Source organism: Vibrio sp. D417a (assembly GCF_030248595.1).
GTDB classification, from domain to species: domain Bacteria; phylum Pseudomonadota; class Gammaproteobacteria; order Enterobacterales; family Vibrionaceae; genus Vibrio; species Vibrio alginolyticus.
The window spans coordinates 65,956-82,403 of sequence record NZ_JAHGAM010000004.1; the positions used below are offsets into that span (position 1 = coordinate 65,956).

The following is a 16,448-nucleotide window of genomic DNA, read 5'->3' on the forward strand; positions in this document are numbered from 1 at the left end:
TCAGAACCAACTGGTTTTGACGGCTTTTTATTCTATGACAGGTAGAGGATTCAATTTTCAGCGCGATAGGTCCATGAAAACTTAAGTGAGATTCCAATCACGTCGCATGATCTCACTAGTGTCATTGGAAATAAATGAATTGTTTCTAATACATAGAACGTATTAACATGGTTGCACTTGGCCCATATGAGTAAATTCATTGAACATACAATTTGAGAGAGGGTTTAGTTGTAAAAATAATAGTTAGTTGGAATCTAGGTTAAATGAAAATAAAACTATTTAAAAAGCTACAAGTTGTATTTCTTGTGGTGTCAGCATCTTTAATGGTGGGGTGTTCGTCTATAGATGCGCATGCTGGTGGCGGATACGGAAAGCCGTTTTCAGGCACCGCGTTATCAGTCGCACGACAACCTTGCTATTTAAGAGCTGATATTACTTCTATCGCGTTATACCCACTATCATTGATTGACATTCCTTTGTCGTTAGCAACGGACGTTGTGTTTCTTCCTGTTGATTTAGTCATGGTAGTTACGCCAACAACGAGTTATGGCGGTGTTGTTTCTCTAGGTTGTCCAAGCGGAAGCATGATCTAAAACGCTTATTTTATTCAAATAAATGGAAGGAAATGAAAGTGGAATTAAAAAATAACTATTCAGAATCAGAAATAAACCAGCCACCATCGGTACTTCTTGTTACGTCTCTGTTGTGTCTGGCGTCCGTTTGTTGGGCTGCATTGCTGTTGGCCATTGAATATATTGTTGGGATAGAAATGAGTGGTACAGGCTTTCTTAGCACGTTAATCCCAGCCATGAGTGTTGGTTATTACTTCGGCTACAAGACTGGAGATGTAATGCCATCAAAAACAAGATGGTATGCTGTTTTACTGTGGACTTTAGCAAGTTTGGTAGTGTTCTCTCTTATCTTAATGTCGTTAGATATTTCTCCGTTTTATTTATTATCTGAGCTCGGTGGGGTAAGTATTTTTATTGCTATCATAATGCTAATAACGATTGGCGTCGCCTACTTAATTTTAAAAAGTGGTGAGAAAATGGCGATTAGAGTATTACTCAAAGCCAAGGAAAGTCAGTAGATAAAATACAACAAACGATTCAATTAGGATCATGACAAGACGTCAGCCATAATGTGCTGGCGTTTTAGTTTCCTGTTTGTAGGATTTTTTGTCTAAAAGGCAAACCCATTTATTGTGTTGTAGTTTGAGTTAATGGTTTATGCCTTGTGCGCAAGATAGCTTAGCAGGTTTATGTATCGAGAAACGTGTGTATAATTCGCCACGAATTACGATTTATAGATATGAAAGGTAAGTATGGCAGTCCTCGAAATTCTCTCCATTCCAGACCCAAGGCTTAAAGTAAAAGCAGAAAAAGTCACTGATGTATCGACAGTACAAACGCTGATAGACGATATGCTAGAAACACTTTACGCAACGGGCAATGGTATCGGTTTAGCTTCAACCCAAGTAGGCAGAAAAGAGGCGGTTGTTGTCATCGATATCTCTGACGAACGCAATGATCCTTTAATCTTGGTTAACCCAGAAGTGGTGAGCGGAGAAAACAAAGCACTTGGTCAAGAAGGGTGCCTATCTGTTCCTGAGTACTACGCAGATGTAGAGCGTTACACGTCAGTTGTTGTTTCTGCACTAGACCGTGATGGCAACCCGATTACAATCGAGAGCGATGAGTTCTTGGCGATTGTGATGCAGCACGAAATTGATCACCTATCTGGTAACTTGTTCATTGATTACCTTTCACCGTTAAAGCAAAAAATGGCGATGAAAAAAGTGAAGAAGTACGTAAAATCGCAAGCTAAGTAATATGAAAGGAAGTAACTCACAACCGCGAGTTACTTCCTTGTAAATCAAGAATAGGACGGTAGGGAGAGCGGTTCATCTCTGCTTTTGGGGGACATAACGCTTTACGACTTTCATAAGCCTTTGAAATGAAGAGCAGTCCATATGTGACTCATGAGGGCAGGTGGCGACATGGTTTAGGCTGTCTCGCACCGCTTTCAAACGTTTTATTTGCTCATCAATCTCAAGTGCCTTTTTCGTTAGTAAGTCACGATCGATATATGGCTTTGAAACTTCTGATTGATTCAACATTTCTGCCATTTCGTTAAGCGATATTCCAGCGATACGCCCCAAACTAATTAAATTGAGTGTATTGAGTACCTCTGGTGAATATTGGCGTCTCAATCCATTCCTTCCTATCGAGCGAATTAACCCCAGCTGTTCGTAGTACCTGAGCGTTGAAGTCGGCAATCCTGATTTTCTAACCACTTCTGCAATATCCATATTATTCCCCATTGACTTCAAGTTGGCTTTAAGTTGTAGCATGCAACTAAGACCTTAACAAATCAAAAACTTGAGGAGAGAAAAATGCTGCTTTTAATGGGATTGCAAGCGGTGCTAATAGGGATTGGTGCCACTTTGATAATGGATTTATGGGCATGGTTACAAAGGAGAGTGTTTGGTATTCCTTCATTAAACTATGCGTTGGTTGCGCGCTGGGTTTTGTACATGCCCCAAGGAAAGTTTATGCATGCGCCAATTATGGCGTCAGAGGCGATGCCGGGAGAAAAGTCACTGGGCTGGTTTTTTCATTATGCCATCGGCGTTACTTTCGCTTTGGCTCACGTTACTGTTTTTGGTCATCATTGGTTGGTAGAGCCCAGTCTAATGCCCAGCTTAATTACAGGCGTGGTAACGTTGATCTTCCCATTTTTGGTCATTCAACCTTGTCTAGGATTTGGTTTTGCTGCGAGTAAAACCCCAACACCTTGGAAAGCCCGTTTTCTTAGCACATTGGCGCATTTGGGTTATGGTTTGGGTTTATTCATAGCCGGGTTTGCAATCAAAGTTACGAGCCAGTATTTTGCATAGAGAACATGAGCATCATGCAAACGAGTGGTTTTTATCTATGATGCTCAACTCTTGGTTGTTTTTTGCGCTTTGATCATAGTTGACCGATATGTCTAAAGTCTGTTGCATTTATCCAAGACGTAAAGTCGGCGGACATTTAACATTGCCTTAACGTCAGAATGGCAAGCGGTTTACCAAGAAAAACTAAAATTATCTGGTTTGACATAAAGAATATTAAGGGTTTCAGATGGCTTCAAAAGTGGCAGGGATATCAATACTGAGTTTATTGGCAGCGCCAGTTGCGATGGGAGAAACAGCCAGTGCTTATGATTTATGTTTGCTAGACAAAATAAAGCAAAGCAAAGGTGAGGAAACCGTAAAGAGCATTCGCGCGCAGTGTGAGCTTGACACAGTAACCAGCACAGTGCCCGCAGATCCAGAAATTGAAGAGCCTGAAGAACTTCAGGAAAGCTTGGTCGACAAGCGTTTGGAATCAGAACGAGAAAACGCGTTCGAACCGTTTAGCCTAGTCGCGCATCGCGTTAACTATATTCTTCCGTTTACATACAGTGATCGTGTAAATAAACGCGCGTATGCCGACACCAAATACGGCGATGAACTGCGTAAGGAAGAGGCGGAGTTCCAAATCAGTTTTAAAGTACCAATGAACTATGATGACTTGTTGTTTGATGGCGATGGTCTGTTTTTTGGAATGACTCTTAAATCATTTTGGCAGGTATACACGGGTGCAGCATCTCGTCCATTCCGTGAAACCAATTATCGTCCAGAGCTTTTTTACTACACACCAACTGACTGGAAACCACTTGATGGTTCGACTTGGTTAGGTTTTGGTATTGAACATGAGTCTAACGGTCAGAGACAGGAGCTATCGCGCAGTTGGAACCGTGTCTATGCCAACTTCACCTTTGCAAAAGACAATTTTGCGGTTTCTATCCAGCCTTGGTGGCGTATACCTGAAGATGAAAAGACATCGCCTAATGATCCCAAAGGTGATGATAACCCGGATATCGAAGACTATATGGGACACTTTGAGCTATCGAGTGCTTACAAGTGGAATGGTTACGAGTTTACCTTTTTAGGTCGCCAGAACTTTCAAACACATAAGGGTTTTGCAGAACTGGGAGTGTCATTTCCGATTTGGGGCAAAGTTCAGGGGTACGCACAATACTCAGCGGGTTATGGTAAGAGCTTGATCGACTATGATCATAATCAGCAGCGGATTGGTGTTGGTATTGCAATCAACGGTGTTTTGTAGTTTTTCGTAGATGGATAGAAATTAACACTGGCAATTGAAATTTCAATATTTAGAATGCGAGGCTGAAATTGATTTCTAACCTAGAGTGATTTTATGCTTCGTGATTACACCTTCGATTGTCTTGTAACTATGCCTCGCCATGAGCTGGAAGAGTTTAGTGCTCGTATGATCAGTAAAATGGTGCCAGAAGACGTGATGAATGAGCTGTTCACTTTTGATCAAGAAGAAGTGGATAGTGAAGACCGCATGTTGTCTGCACGTCTTGATGCAATGCTACGCATGACAGCAATCGCACTGAGTGAAATTCAACAAGCGTTTGATGACTCAGACAACGCAAAGCAAAATAGCGAGCGAATGACGCGATTGGTGCTTTGGCATTTCTACGCGATCTCATTCCGTTTGGAAGAGGCGATCACGCTAGAAACACACTGTGCTCTAGTGGAAAAACTAATCGAAAATGTACCTTCGGATGTTTTTGCGTGGGTAAAAACATTGACGGAGCTGCTACACACTTACGCTGAAATCAACGCGAAAGAGAATCCTCAAGACTAAACGCCTGCCGTTTATCGTTCAGTAAATTAGAAACAAGGCGAGCCATTTGGTTCGCCTTGTTTTTTCGCGTCAGATAAACCTTCGGGTTTGAAATACCAAACAAGCCTAGACTCAGATTTGTTCGTTCACTAGCGAACGGCGTGATTCCTTCTTACACTAAATCAAGGTGTTTGTTGCTAAACAAGCAAATGCATGACTAAGTCGTGTATTATTTTCCACTTAAATGCGGATAATTTATGTCGAAGAACCTTCTGGTTTTTAAATTGGAACCGACTATTGAGCGTGTACGCTTTCCAGCTGAGCTTCATCTATCTAAAGGAAGTGAACGATGGATCCGTTAACGCAAGGTTTATTGGGTGCAGCTTTGCCACTGGCCGTGAGCAACAAGCGAAACCTTGCAGTTGTTGGCGTGTTGGGCGTGGTCTCTGGGATGGCTCCGGATTTAGATGTGCTCATCCGTTCTTCAACTGATCCTTTGCTGTATTTGGAATACCATCGCCAATTTACTCACTCGCTCTTGTTTATCCCGTTTGGTAGTTTCATTTGTGCTTTGGTGTTGTATCCATTGTTCGCAAAAAAGCGAGGACTAAGCTTCCGGCAGAGTTGGTTTTACTGCGCGCTTGGTTATAGTACCCATGCGTTATTAGACGCATGCACCAGTTATGGAACACAGCTTCTATGGCCGATAAGCAACACGCGTTATGCTTGGAACACTATTTCGGTAATCGACCCCGCTTTCACACTCCCTATTTTAATATTGCTTTTGTTTGCTGCACTGAAGCGAAGCCCAAGCTATGCCCGAATTGCATTTTTATGGTGTCTGGCTTACCTAAGCCTTGGAACGATACAACGAGATAGAGCAGAAGCAGCTGGTTGGGAAATCGTCAAAGAGCGACAACACAAGGCTATACAGTTAAAAGCCAAACCAAGCTTTAGCAACCTTTTGGTTTGGAAGCTGATTTATGAAACGGAAGATAACTACTATGTAGATGCGGTAAGGGTAGGGCGTTCAATAAAAATTTACCCCGGCGAATCAACTCCAAAGTTAAATATAAAAGAGCAATTTCCGTGGCTAAACCCGCAATCGCAACAAGCAAAAGACATCGAACGTTTCCGTTGGTTTTCAAACGGTTTTGTAGCGACGGATCCGAATAATGAAATGCGAATTGTTGATATGCGTTATTCCATCGTACCAAACCAAATTAATGCGTTATGGGGAATCAATCTATCCCCAAAAGCCAGCGCAGACGCGCACGTTGAATACACTGCTCATCGAGGAAGTACTGCAGAAGATCGCCAAGTTTTTTTCAACATGCTTACGGATTTTGAGTGATGGTTTTACTTTGGATGTCGATGCGGTGTCGTAATAACCATTACGCAGACTGAAAGTCCTTTACTAGGGTTGGCTTGCTAGCGAAGAAAATCTTGCCAAACAGGGACTTGTACTTCCAGCCAAGAGACAAAAGCCGTTTAGCTAAGTTCTTGTTTTCAATGATTGCAACCTCAACACCTTGGTAGTGGTAAGGATTGCGTTTGATGTAGTCGATAAATGCAGTAAGCACGCCTTGCCCGCGAACGGAGGGGGCAAAGTTGACTGCTACAATAGAAAAGCGTTGGCTACCTGCTGGGCAACGGACTAAACAGTGCCCAAGAGGATGAGTAATAGTCTCAGAAAATTCAGGAAAAGGGCGAGACTCAAGCTCTTGAGAAAGCGCATCGTATCGCTGACATAGATAAGAAAATAGTTGTTTCGCTTCGCTGTTCATATCGGTGCCGCTTTTGTGTTGCTTGGTTTGAAGGCATTGATGTCTCAAACATTGTAACCATAGATAGCAACACAAAACGCGGTAAACTTTTTCAGTAATGATTTCCTATTTTTGAAACCTTAATTGTTACAAATGAAGTTGATTGGGTTTTATATGGTAGTTGTGAACGAGTGTTTCTAGTTGAAGGGAGAATACGCTGGTTACTGGATTCTTACTGGAATTCCTTTGTTAAAAGGCGAGCTGCTTGGTTTAATGCCGCTCGTTTAACTGCGAGTGGCATCTTTTGTATTTCGTCACCTTGTACAGCGACGATGGGACATGATGTGGGATCTTCTATCCTAGCTCTTCATGGTCTAAATTATCTCATTAACCACTCAGAGCTAGATTCTTAGTCTCGCCAAGGCTCGCTGGACTGACACAAAAACATCGTTAAACTCCTGTTATTAAATTATTTGGTCCGCCTTTGCTTACTTTTGAACGCTTAACTAGGCGTTACTCCAAGTGCTTAAATTGCAATGCCACAAGTCGCTGATACAACTCACAGCTTTGCATTAATGATTGGTGGTTACCAACATCGACTAACTCGCCATTGTCGAGCACCGCAATTTTATCCGCATGTTGGATAGTCGAAAGACGATGAGCAATAATCAGCGTTGTGCGTCCTTTCATTAGAGCTTCAAGTGCTTGCTGAACGTGATGTTCACTTTCACTATCAAGGGCGCTGGTAGCTTCGTCTAGCAGTAAGATTTTTGGATCTTTTAGAATCGCGCGAGCAATCGCAATGCGCTGCTTTTGTCCGCCTGATAGCCTAACGCCGCGCTCCCCTAAAAAGCTGTGATAGCCTTCGGGAAGCTTCTCAATAAACTCATGGGCATGGGCTTTTTTCGCGGCTTCGATAACTTGTTCATCCGTCGCTTCAGGATTACCGTAGCGAATATTATGGAAAACATCATGGCTAAACAGCGCTGGTTGTTGTGGTACGAGCGCCATTTGACGTCGAAGCTCGTTTGGATCGAACTGTCGAATATCTTCACCACCAAACAACACTTGCCCTTTTTGCGGATCATAAAAGCGTTGCAGCAGTTCGAATAGTGTTGTTTTACCGGCACCAGAAGGGCCGACCAACGCCAACACTTTTCCTTGTTCAGCAGTTAGATTTAACTCTTTGATAGCTGGTTGATTTGGGCGAGAAGGGTAGTTGAAACTCACCGAATTAAAGTTAACCTCAGCAGGCATGTCGGCACGGACAGGCAAATGGTTGCTTGGCGCTTTAATATCACTGGCTACTTGAAGGATCTCAATCAGCCGTTCGGTAGCACCTGCGGCTCTTTGCAATTCACCCATGACTTCGGAAATGGTTGCAGTCGATGAGGCAACCATAATGGCATAAAACACAAATGCGGCTAGGTCACCCGCAGACATTTTTCCGTGAATCACATCGCTGCCGCCTATCCAAAGCATGCCTGAAATCGCGCTGAACACAATCACAATAACGCCTGATATCAGGATCGCTCGCTGCTTTACTCTCTGTCTGCCTACTTCATAAGCTTTTTCCACCTCGACAGCGAAAGCCGCTCGTTCATGCGACTCTGAGCTAAAACTTTGCACGGTTTTAATATGTTCTATCGCTTCTCCAGCGTAGCTTCCGACATCGGCCATTGAGTCCTGACTTTGGCGAGAGAGAGCACGCACGCGTCGTCCATAAAACAAAATTGGCACCAAAACCAAAGGCACAGAAGCAAGCACAATCAGCGTGAGCTTAACGTTGGTAGCGAATAACATAATGATGGCACCAAAACACATCAAAGCGCTACGCATCGCCATCGAGAACGATGAACCAATAATGCTTTGCAGCAATGTGGTATCGGTAGTCAGGCGCGACATTATGTCGCCACTACTGTTAGTCTCAAAATAGCTCGGATGCAGCGTAATCACATGATTAAACACCGCAAGGCGAATATCCGCACTAACGCGCTCACCTACGGCAGAGACAAGGTAAAAGCGAAAGAAAGTCCCAATGGCAATACACAATGTGACACCGACAATAAACTGAATCGCATTGGTGAGCTCTTGCAATGATTGCTGAGCAAAGCCTTGGTCGATAAGAATGCGCACTCCATAGCCAACGGATAACGTCAAACTTGCTGTCGCGACAAGGGCAACCAAGGCTGCCGCAACCCGCCATTTATAAGGTGCAATAAAGGTGCTGAGTTTAAGAAGAATGCTGAGATTTTTGTTATTTTTTCTGCTCATGAGTGACTCACAAAGCGTTTTAGGTACCTGGCATAGTAAGCCAGTTTGGTTGGTGAGACCAGCGAACTACCGCTTTCGGATTAGGAAGTTGAGGAGTTTGATAGAGTAAACATTACTCTATCTGTTTACTTTTAAGTAATCACTTAAGTCACATTGACTACTTACGGAATCCCCATGGGATTGAAATTCAAACTTTCTGATGGGGTTGGTGGCTTCGCAGTTTAAATTAGACATATTTACTCTTTCCTTCATACCGATGACATGATGCCTGAAAACTCCTTTCCAAATAACAACCTTTTGATTGGCAACGGTTGTGGTCACTTCTACACTGCATATTGTTTGAAATAGACCGTCGAAAATACTTAGAACTTTATTCCTTTTTCTGAAAACAGGATCAAACTTGAATTCCCCATTTGTATTCGTGGTGAAGCTACGTTCGAAAGAACGATTTTCTGACCGAATGGTAAGTACTACATTTGCATTCTTTATGGGGGTATCGTTCTTCGTAATACGTCCTTTTATGCTTGGTGTAAACTCTTGAGCTTCCTTACCAAAAAATAAAAAGCCAACAGCAAAAACAGAAATCAGTACGAGTATGAGTAAAGCTGCAAACTGTTCTAAGAACAGAAAAACATTGTTGATCATCGCTTACAAATCAGTAGTCAGTGAATACACCTCGAATTGTTGCGTATTGTCTCGAGTGACTATAGCGAGTATCTAAATCGGTGAGACATAATTCACGATTTTTTTAGAAGTTTTGGAGGATAGAGTGACCCAGGCGATCTTTGTTTTGAATAAGAAGCACTGCGATATTGACAGATATAGCCAATATCGCATGTATATCGAAAATCACTTAAACGTCGAAGAGACTAGAATCAACTTTTAGTTCGGAGGGGGTTACGCACGGCTTTTGGCGAGTAGCAGGTCGACTTTTCCTTTGGCTGTTTTACTGACCGTTTGCATCAACTGAAAACTTGGTTTTTCGACGCCTGAGTTTTCTATCCCTTCGACCATTAAGAGCCAAAGCTTGGCTGTCATTTGCGCATCGGCTAGTGCTCGGTGGAAAACACCGTCGTTGTCGATATTTTTATAGCGAACAAGTTCACCTAGCTTATGTGATGGGGCTTCTTGAAGGAGCCGTCTTGCCACTAGTAAGGAGCAAGCAAACTCACCCGAATAACCACAGTTGATTCGTTCAAGCTCCGCATCTAAAAATCGTTTATCGAAGGACGCGTTGTGAGCGATAAGGTTTTCGCCTGCAATGAACTCACTAAATGACGCCATTACCTCTTCGCAGCTTGGTGCCGATCGCAACATATTGTTGGTAATGCCGGTGTAGTTCTCAATGAAAGAACTCACTCTGAAACCGGGATTCATGAGTTGCTGAAAACTATCGACAACCTCGCCATTGACTAACTTTACTGCACCAATTTCTATTGCGCGATCACCTAAAGTAGGAGAGAGACCTGTGGTTTCAAAGTCGAGTACGACCACAGAGTTTGCTTGAGGCATAAAATTTTCCAGCTGAGTAATATTGCGCAAGAGTATTATCGAAAGCGACAGAAAAAGAAAGGCGAACACAATGGTGAATATCTGTCTATCTTTACTCCACAAAGTCAGTGTTCGTCGTCCACTGTTTATGGACAGGTACGTTCTGGCTTACCCATCGCGGCTTGTGCGGTAGCCTTATATTTCAAATGTTTTTCGGCTTTTCGATTCATTTCAATTAAGCATTAACTTTCGATACAACATACTGATTATAAATTGATTTTATAAATCAACTTCGGCATCATTCACGGCTTGATTTTGAGTATGAATATCATCACGGCAAAAAATTAGAACAACTTATAATGAGAGGCTAGGGAACGATGGAACCAATGAAGAATCATTATTTAGAGATACCTGAAGAAAGAAAATTGCGTATTTTTCGTGAAGAAGATGAAGATTTCTACAGCTTCTGGGAAAGAATGCTTGATGAAAAACAATCTTTTTATAAGCAACCTCTTAAAAGAATGAAAGGCGATGCTTGGGATTCGCTTGAGGCATTCTTCACCGCTTCCGAATTCGGACAACATCAGGCCTCGCCAGCTTACATAAAAAGGGCGCTTGAGTTACTGAATAACGTGTACTTGCTGGCCAATCATTCAGACCAAGTGGTTGAATTTTCCGTTGGGCACCGACACTTTTCGGAAGTGGGTAACCGTTCTGTTGCAGAAGGAACAATGGATGCTTGGTTGGATGAAATCTGTTTAGCAATGGCAGCGAGAGATTGGCGCTGCGTAGAGCTGATGACCATCATGGATGAGTCGTTAGTTTCTATAAAGACGCCGTTTAATGTTGCGCTAGTCGAGTTCGTTAACGGTGTATTTAGCAATTCATCAGCGTTACCAGAGTTATTGCAAACTGTGATGGAGAAATCCTCCCCGCAATACTTAGAATCAACCAGAGTGCCATATGTACACTCTTTGTTTATTCCATTTGTGAATGTGTTTGTTGCCATTATCGATGGCGATGAGGCACATTATCAAGAGGCACTGAGGGATGCGTTAGAGGCGCATTACCAGTTCTACATAAATGAAGATGTTCGCTATTCGCCAAAAGGAAATGTTTCTCTGAAACTGATTGGTCTTGCTGCATTGGCATACGATAAGTATGGCTGGACAATTCCAGAAACCGCATATTTGCCAAAGTGGCTCGTTTACGGTGAGCATGATCTCTGTTCTAAATAAATCATTAGTAGAACACCTTATGTAGTGTCTGCGGCAATGCCGTTCGATGAAAGGTTGGCGCAGCTGCGGGCTCTGTTTGAGCGAACAAAACAAATCTACAAGATCATTGATGAGTTCCCATCTTTGGCGGTAAGACCAACCCAGCCTCAAGCAAATATGTTGCACCTTATCCTGCCATTTAGCTGCGAAGAGTTGAAAGAACTCCAACACACGTTTGCCACGGAAAAGGGCATTTGGTTTGGTAACCCGCAAGTCACGGCACATCCAAATCAATCGATTGTTGAATGGTATATTGGTGACTACCTGCTCAATCTTGGTGATGACGAATTAAGGTCGTTTTTCAATCAGTTACTCGGTAAGAAGGCATAAACTTATCAATATGCGAGCTTACTAACACGCCATACGCGACACTTCATGTATTCTTAATTGAAGCGAAGAAGAGGATTTATAAATGTCAAAAAGCTCCAAGCTTCACAATGAAGACAAACTGGTTAAGAAGGCACTAGAGATTGGTGGGAAGATGGCGAAGCTACAAGGCTTTGACCTTCCTCAGTCACCACAACCTCTAAGAGTAAAAGCGATTTACCTATTCTTGGTTGATGCTAAACAGATCACGCCACTACCGGAAAGCAAGCTAGACGGCGCAAGCATCAAACACCGACTGGCAGTATGGATACACAGTGCGTTGCCAGACAACGACCCTCTAAAGTAGAAAACCTCAACAAGTCACACAGGTTATTAATTAGCAAGGCGAGCCAAATGGTTCGCCTTGTTTGATCTTGGCGAGTGCACCGAGGTCTTTTGGCGTGGCGGTACCATTGATTTACAAAACAGAATCAAAAGGACTAAAGATAAATCCCGAGAAGCGCTACAATGCAGGTGTTCCGAGAGTGCAACCAAGATTACTCATTTACAGAAGCCTTGAAGTAACCATACATGTCTAAAGATTTCGAATTCACTACAGAATACATACTCGACAAACCTTTCTTTGCTGAGTGTTATGATCAAACTAGCCAGCCAACGAAGTTCCCACAAGCGTACCTAAAAGGGATGCTGTTTCTTATCTTTGGTGTGGTTTTATTGGAGTTTGAACTGCTACCTAACGGTTACGTCGGTTGGTTCTTTATCGTATTGAGTGTGATTGAAGCGTGTAGCGTTTACTTCAAAAGAACCTGGTGGCTATGGCGTCAAACCATAAGTTCAAGTCGTGGCAACAAAGTGGTGTTTGAAGTTAATGCAGATGGCGTGCGCTACAGAAGCGGTAAAGTTGACCGCAGCCTCGCTTGGAATGAAATCGACCAACTCGAACAAACTGATTTGGGCTTTATCCTTCACCTTAGTAAACAACGCCAATACATCAGCAAATCTTGCTTAAATGAAGAAGCGATCACGTTTATGGTAGATCGGCACGCGGCATCAAAAGCGAGCTAACAAAAAAAGCGAGTCCGTGGGTTTGCTTTTTTGATCTTAGGGTTTGATGCTTATGGGGTAGCTCTGATTCAGACTCAAAATCTGAACCACTACACTCGGTGTTTCTGGTTGCGTCTTTCCAGTATATGGACTCCTTAAGTGTGCTGCGGAGTTAGTGTGTAAACTGAACCAAAAAAGTGGCAATGAGATAGTTTATTGTGAGCCTAAAGTGATGACGCCAACTTCTAGAGCATTTTTGCTCGATTACTATGTTCGGCAAAGGTTTTACATTCGTTAGTTTGTTGGATTTTCCCTAATAAAGTTCATGTGGCCAGTGTTGGACTTATGCGTCTAAAGGTAACTTCTATGCGGAAGAAACTTATTCGATTTGAGGGGGCTATCCATGGAATTGCGATTCGAGCCCCATGGGAGGCGTTCGAAGTTTTAGGGAAAGTAGCCTATGAGAATGGAGTGTGCAGCGAGAATCGAACCTACATCATCATCAGCTTGGAAGGGGGCGCAGTTCGGGTTTTGTAAGAGCTATTTCCCATTAAATCTATTTAATGTCAATTGTTTAAGTTACTTTTCCAACAGATATCCAAAAACAGTTGAAATTGTAAACCTACATTTTGGCTCCTAATCACGAATTTGAAAATAGTGAAAAATTCATTATTTTCAAATTCGTTTTGATAAATCGCGACCCGATTTGGTTAGAAAGTTTCATCTAAAAAGTGCTTAATAAGAATCCCATTTAGCGGCGTTATGTCAATGTCACCAGTTAACTTATGAGGTGATGAGTTCACCTCTAACTAAGCAATCACGTTACTATGCCATTGCAATGGTTAGGTTAACTTAGCAACGATATCGCTTGTTTAGATACTCTGACTAGTCGTCCAATGGTTCTTTCGAAAACCCATCTAATGAATCGGGCGGATAGATCCTCAATGATGGTCCCATAGTGACCGGCAAAAACAAGCATATGGCCTAATAAGCCTTTTAGTTGCTCTTTATTGCGCTTAGATGATTTAGCAACGGCTTCTAGCTTTCTTGAAAGCCAATCATAAAAGGTCAAGCCAGCAATCACGCCTGCTTGAATCGTTACCGTTGACAAAAGAGCCACATCTTTCAAATAGGTGATAAGTGCGCCCTGTATTCTATCGGCCCAATACTCCGAAAAAGAAGCTTGATTTCGTTGCTCATACTTTAGACGGATAGGGGTAAATAAGTGGTCATTCGATTTCCTCTTCAACGCTCCCCAAGAATCCGAGGAAGCAGTGTTTAAGTAACCCGGATTTTTGTTTCTTGCCATCAAATGGGCTGATATGCTTAACCCAGTGCCAGAGTCCAAGCGGTACTCGCCTGTTGAGATTGGAGCATGAATAAATGGCCAAAGCGGTATTTTTGGTACAGGATCAGCACCATGCGTACATCGATAAACACCATCGTTTAGCTTTTCCGATGAGCGTGCGTATGCTTCCAGACCAACTCTAGGAGCGCCAAAGGTGTATAAGGTGGTTCTGACCTTCATCTCATTACGCACCCAATCAGCGCAAAGTGATGCGAGTGCTCCACCTAAGCTGTGCCCAACGCAATGTATACGTTTTGGTTTAGGATTCATCTGCATAATATACTGCTTCAACTTGGGGCTAAGACTTTGAAAACAATTGTTGAAACCAGCATGAGCGGGCGAACCGTTTGGTGATCCTTTCACCCCTATATTCGCATTTGTGATCCAGTCATTAGCATTTTGTGTTCCTCGAATTGAAATGACAATTTCATTCTCAAATGTAGAACCTTTACCAGTGCCAACCACTGCAAACGCCTCTGAAGTTCTCATCAAGCCAGGGATAACTTTACGCAATACCGGTACATTGGATAAACCCGCTACACCGCCTGTAAAACCATCAAATACATCATCTTCAGAAAAAGAAAAGTGATTTGAAAAACTGTTTTTGCCCGGCATGATAAAACGGCCATTATTTTCATAAGCTTTGTAAGGAATATCCGCTATTTCTGAAGCCATTTTTGGTGTTAACTTTGCCATTACGTGTCCTTATTTAGTAATATTTTTTCAGAAAATCCTTTCAAATCACACCTACTAATAATTTCAAGATCGAGGCCATTCTCAACAAATTTATTTTTAAAAAAGTAACGATATTCGTCCGAATTAATCTCACAACTTAAATCAAGAAGATTATCTGAAATAAATTCATAGGGTTTCACGTCAGAAAAGCGAGCCTCTAGTAAGTAGTGTTTTTTTCCATCTACAAAAATGTAAATACCAATGTAGCTAGAGGATTCATGAAGGGCAGGTTCTTTAAACGTCTGATAGTGGTATGTAGGTTCGAAATGAAAATAACCATTTTCTGACGTAATTGTCTCGGTGATATAACGGTTTTTAGAAAAAGCCGTGTGTAGATAAACTACCTCGCTAGTAAACGCTTTCCCGTCTAAGTATAAGCGACCAGTGATCTCTGAGCTAAGTATGTATTGAAACTTTTTTGATTTGAAGAAATTAAACATATCTGCGTTACAACCTGTTGAGAGCAATAATATTGTGGCACTCATAAGGGAAACCAGTATTTTAGTCATTTGTTTGCCAATATTGTACATAGGTCAACCCATATCCACGCGTGAGACGATACTATGTCCTAATGCTCTCAAGTGCTAGCCTAGAACCGCCCCAATTCTCAAAAATAAGTCATGTCAAAGCTTATATCTAGGCATACTTTAAAAAATAATGTAAATGACATGTCTATTACTTTCATGGGTTAAACATAAGTAGACTCCCTCTGGCAAAAAAATACCGAGCTATTCGTTAAAGTACTTATCCACGTCCATTTCGTAAGCTTGCATACTCATTGTCTCATTCTGAATTCTTATCATGAAGATCAGTTAACAATAGCCACCGCGCAGATGGTTGTTTTTTTATAACCGATAAAACATGGAGCCATCTCAACTTTTTTCAGCACCATTGCTATATCACAGCGAAAATACCTCGAGTTCACTATAAAGCTCATCGATGTGCCTGGGCAGGTTGGAGTGGTGTCAAAGATGAGCTTCCGAAAGCGAATGTTACTCTCGACTGGTTCCATGTAGTGCATTTATTTACACGAGCTGTTGATGACGATCGAAAAACAATGACATGCAAAAAGCTCTTCGTTGGGCGGTGTTAAAGAATGCTGAGAGTCCGATGACAGATAAGCAAGTACAAGCTTTAGTTGACTGGAGCCAGTAAGAAAAGTCCTAACAACCTTAGGAAAGCACTCAGAGAGAATACTTCGACGTTGGAGCTCGACCTATGCTAATACTGAGAGTTTTGACTGACCGAGGCACTGAATACTGTGGCCGTGTTGAACAGCATGATTACCAACTCTACCTAGCTATCAATGATATCGACCAACTCGAACAAACTGATTTGGGCTTTATCCTTCACCTTGGTAAACAACGCCAATACATCAGCAAATCTTGCTTAAGCGAAGAAGTGATCGCGTTTATGGTAGAGCGGCACGCGGCATCAAAAGCGAGCTAACCAACTCACATCAAGCTGGAATGAGCGATCGAAAAAGTAGGTGATATATGAT

The 16,448-nt window shown here is 42.3% G+C and carries 18 protein-coding genes and 2 pseudogenes; 13 read left to right on the plus strand and 7 right to left on the minus strand.

Annotation, left to right across the window (positions count from 1 at the left end; all coding sequences use genetic code 11):
- The first annotated feature begins 263 nt into the window (after positions 1 to 263).
- The 3 genes from KI742_RS04075 to def all read left to right on the plus strand — a co-directional run bounded on the left by KI742_RS04075 (position 264) and on the right by def (position 1,831).
- Positions 264 to 593 (plus strand): YceK/YidQ family lipoprotein, encoded by a 330-nt coding sequence (locus KI742_RS04075; RefSeq protein WP_017820979.1) that lies wholly within the window; start codon positions 264 to 266, stop codon positions 591 to 593.
- Between the two features lie 32 nt (positions 594 to 625).
- Positions 626 to 1,090, plus strand: coding sequence for an ABZJ_00895 family protein (locus KI742_RS04080; RefSeq protein ID WP_285384838.1), 465 nt, complete (start codon positions 626 to 628; stop codon positions 1,088 to 1,090).
- Positions 1,091 to 1,324: 234 nt separating this feature from the next.
- A complete protein-coding gene (def, locus tag KI742_RS04085) occupies positions 1,325 to 1,831 on the plus strand; it encodes a peptide deformylase (RefSeq protein ID WP_005388756.1) in 507 nt (168 codons plus the stop codon).
- A gap of 72 nt (positions 1,832 to 1,903) precedes the next feature.
- On the opposite strand, the gene KI742_RS04090 is transcribed toward def, so the two are convergent.
- On the minus strand, positions 1,904 to 2,311 hold the full coding sequence (locus KI742_RS04090) for a helix-turn-helix domain-containing protein (RefSeq protein WP_021707542.1): 408 nt from the start codon (positions 2,309 to 2,311) through the stop codon (positions 1,904 to 1,906).
- A gap of 84 nt (positions 2,312 to 2,395) precedes the next feature.
- Here KI742_RS04090 and KI742_RS04095 point away from each other — a divergent pair, with 84 nt between their 5' ends.
- The 4 genes from KI742_RS04095 (at position 2,396) to KI742_RS04110 (ending at position 6,039) form a co-directional block, all read left to right on the plus strand.
- Positions 2,396 to 2,899, plus strand: a complete 504-nt coding sequence (locus KI742_RS04095) for a DUF2938 domain-containing protein (protein ID WP_047101474.1) — start codon at positions 2,396 to 2,398, stop codon at positions 2,897 to 2,899.
- Between the two features lie 226 nt (positions 2,900 to 3,125).
- On the plus strand, positions 3,126 to 4,154 hold the full coding sequence (locus tag KI742_RS04100; RefSeq protein ID WP_285384839.1) for a phospholipase A: 1,029 nt from the start codon (positions 3,126 to 3,128) through the stop codon (positions 4,152 to 4,154).
- Positions 4,155 to 4,247: 93 nt separating this feature from the next.
- Complete coding sequence (locus tag KI742_RS04105; protein ID WP_054577846.1) at positions 4,248 to 4,706, plus strand: hypothetical protein; 459 nt, start codon at positions 4,248 to 4,250, stop codon at positions 4,704 to 4,706.
- Between the two features lie 328 nt (positions 4,707 to 5,034).
- On the plus strand, positions 5,035 to 6,039 hold the full coding sequence (locus KI742_RS04110) for a metal-dependent hydrolase (RefSeq protein ID WP_213963209.1): 1,005 nt from the start codon (positions 5,035 to 5,037) through the stop codon (positions 6,037 to 6,039).
- Between the two features lie 40 nt (positions 6,040 to 6,079).
- Here KI742_RS04110 and KI742_RS04115 read toward each other — a convergent pair whose 3' ends face one another.
- The 4 genes from KI742_RS04115 to KI742_RS04130 form a co-directional block, all read right to left on the minus strand.
- Complete coding sequence (locus KI742_RS04115; protein ID WP_213962511.1) at positions 6,080 to 6,472, minus strand: hypothetical protein; 393 nt, start codon at positions 6,470 to 6,472, stop codon at positions 6,080 to 6,082.
- A 492-nt stretch (positions 6,473 to 6,964) separates the two neighbouring features.
- Positions 6,965 to 8,725, minus strand: coding sequence for an ABC transporter ATP-binding protein/permease (locus KI742_RS04120; RefSeq protein WP_172563780.1), 1,761 nt, complete (start codon positions 8,723 to 8,725; stop codon positions 6,965 to 6,967).
- Between the two features lie 117 nt (positions 8,726 to 8,842).
- The gene (locus KI742_RS04125; RefSeq protein WP_033906518.1) at positions 8,843 to 9,370 is read right to left on the minus strand and encodes a DUF6795 domain-containing protein; all 528 of its coding nucleotides are present in this window, start codon (positions 9,368 to 9,370) and stop codon (positions 8,843 to 8,845) included.
- Between the two features lie 252 nt (positions 9,371 to 9,622).
- Complete coding sequence (locus tag KI742_RS04130) at positions 9,623 to 10,237, minus strand: PolC-type DNA polymerase III (RefSeq protein ID WP_285384840.1); 615 nt, start codon at positions 10,235 to 10,237, stop codon at positions 9,623 to 9,625.
- 356 nt (positions 10,238 to 10,593) lie between these two features.
- On the opposite strand from KI742_RS04130, the gene KI742_RS04135 reads away from it, so the two are divergent.
- From KI742_RS04135 to KI742_RS04150, 4 genes and pseudogenes are all read left to right on the plus strand, one after another.
- On the plus strand, positions 10,594 to 11,454 hold the full coding sequence (locus tag KI742_RS04135; protein WP_213962485.1) for an immunity 49 family protein: 861 nt from the start codon (positions 10,594 to 10,596) through the stop codon (positions 11,452 to 11,454).
- A pseudogene (locus KI742_RS04140) lies at positions 11,455 to 11,823 on the plus strand (threonine aldolase); the annotation flags it as partial. It abuts the gene before it with no gap.
- A gap of 82 nt (positions 11,824 to 11,905) precedes the next feature.
- Positions 11,906 to 12,166, plus strand: coding sequence for a DUF5062 family protein (locus tag KI742_RS04145; RefSeq protein WP_005376453.1), 261 nt, complete (start codon positions 11,906 to 11,908; stop codon positions 12,164 to 12,166).
- Between the two features lie 224 nt (positions 12,167 to 12,390).
- Positions 12,391 to 12,885 carry a YcxB family protein gene (locus KI742_RS04150; protein ID WP_256896087.1) on the plus strand — a complete coding sequence of 165 codons (495 nt, stop codon included), beginning with the start codon at positions 12,391 to 12,393 and terminating at the stop codon, positions 12,883 to 12,885.
- A gap of 826 nt (positions 12,886 to 13,711) precedes the next feature.
- On the opposite strand, the gene KI742_RS04155 is transcribed toward KI742_RS04150, so the two are convergent.
- Complete coding sequence (locus KI742_RS04155) at positions 13,712 to 14,908, minus strand: lipase family protein (RefSeq protein WP_115386625.1); 1,197 nt, start codon at positions 14,906 to 14,908, stop codon at positions 13,712 to 13,714.
- A complete protein-coding gene (locus KI742_RS04160; RefSeq protein WP_256896086.1) occupies positions 14,908 to 15,477 on the minus strand; it encodes a DUF6795 domain-containing protein in 570 nt (189 codons plus the stop codon). The genes KI742_RS04155 and KI742_RS04160 overlap by 1 nt, the downstream gene beginning before the upstream one ends.
- Before the next feature lie 380 nt (positions 15,478 to 15,857).
- On the opposite strand from KI742_RS04160, the gene KI742_RS23570 reads away from it, so the two are divergent.
- Positions 15,858 to 16,040, plus strand: a complete 183-nt coding sequence (locus tag KI742_RS23570; RefSeq protein ID WP_373417476.1) for a transposase — start codon at positions 15,858 to 15,860, stop codon at positions 16,038 to 16,040.
- A 203-nt stretch (positions 16,041 to 16,243) separates the two neighbouring features.
- Positions 16,244 to 16,396: pseudogene (locus tag KI742_RS04165) on the plus strand (YcxB family protein); the annotation flags it as partial.
- Positions 16,397 to 16,448: the final 52 nt, after the last annotated feature.

What these genes read in the sequence shown, in the direction of transcription:
- KI742_RS04120 (WP_172563780.1), bottom strand. Translation starts at nt 8,725, where the DNA reads ATGAGCAGAAAAAATAACAAAAATCTCAGCATTCTTCTTAAACTCAGC.
- KI742_RS04075 (WP_017820979.1), top strand. Translation starts at nt 264, where the DNA reads ATGAAAATAAAACTATTTAAAAAGCTACAAGTTGTATTTCTTGTGGTG.
- KI742_RS04150 (WP_256896087.1), top strand. Translation starts at nt 12,391, where the DNA reads ATGTCTAAAGATTTCGAATTCACTACAGAATACATACTCGACAAACCT.
- def (WP_005388756.1), top strand. Translation starts at nt 1,325, where the DNA reads ATGGCAGTCCTCGAAATTCTCTCCATTCCAGACCCAAGGCTTAAAGTA.
- KI742_RS04110 (WP_213963209.1), top strand. Translation starts at nt 5,035, where the DNA reads ATGGATCCGTTAACGCAAGGTTTATTGGGTGCAGCTTTGCCACTGGCC.
- KI742_RS04125 (WP_033906518.1), bottom strand. Translation starts at nt 9,370, where the DNA reads ATGATCAACAATGTTTTTCTGTTCTTAGAACAGTTTGCAGCTTTACTC.
- KI742_RS04130 (WP_285384840.1), bottom strand. Translation starts at nt 10,237, where the DNA reads ATGCCTCAAGCAAACTCTGTGGTCGTACTCGACTTTGAAACCACAGGT.
- KI742_RS04145 (WP_005376453.1), top strand. Translation starts at nt 11,906, where the DNA reads ATGTCAAAAAGCTCCAAGCTTCACAATGAAGACAAACTGGTTAAGAAG.
- KI742_RS04135 (WP_213962485.1), top strand. Translation starts at nt 10,594, where the DNA reads ATGGAACCAATGAAGAATCATTATTTAGAGATACCTGAAGAAAGAAAA.
- KI742_RS04160 (WP_256896086.1), bottom strand. Translation starts at nt 15,477, where the DNA reads ATGTACAATATTGGCAAACAAATGACTAAAATACTGGTTTCCCTTATG.
- KI742_RS04105 (WP_054577846.1), top strand. Translation starts at nt 4,248, where the DNA reads ATGCTTCGTGATTACACCTTCGATTGTCTTGTAACTATGCCTCGCCAT.
- KI742_RS04115 (WP_213962511.1), bottom strand. Translation starts at nt 6,472, where the DNA reads ATGAACAGCGAAGCGAAACAACTATTTTCTTATCTATGTCAGCGATAC.
- KI742_RS04080 (WP_285384838.1), top strand. Translation starts at nt 626, where the DNA reads ATGAAAGTGGAATTAAAAAATAACTATTCAGAATCAGAAATAAACCAG.
- KI742_RS04155 (WP_115386625.1), bottom strand. Translation starts at nt 14,908, where the DNA reads ATGGCAAAGTTAACACCAAAAATGGCTTCAGAAATAGCGGATATTCCT.
- KI742_RS04090 (WP_021707542.1), bottom strand. Translation starts at nt 2,311, where the DNA reads ATGGATATTGCAGAAGTGGTTAGAAAATCAGGATTGCCGACTTCAACG.
- KI742_RS04095 (WP_047101474.1), top strand. Translation starts at nt 2,396, where the DNA reads ATGCTGCTTTTAATGGGATTGCAAGCGGTGCTAATAGGGATTGGTGCC.
- KI742_RS04100 (WP_285384839.1), top strand. Translation starts at nt 3,126, where the DNA reads ATGGCTTCAAAAGTGGCAGGGATATCAATACTGAGTTTATTGGCAGCG.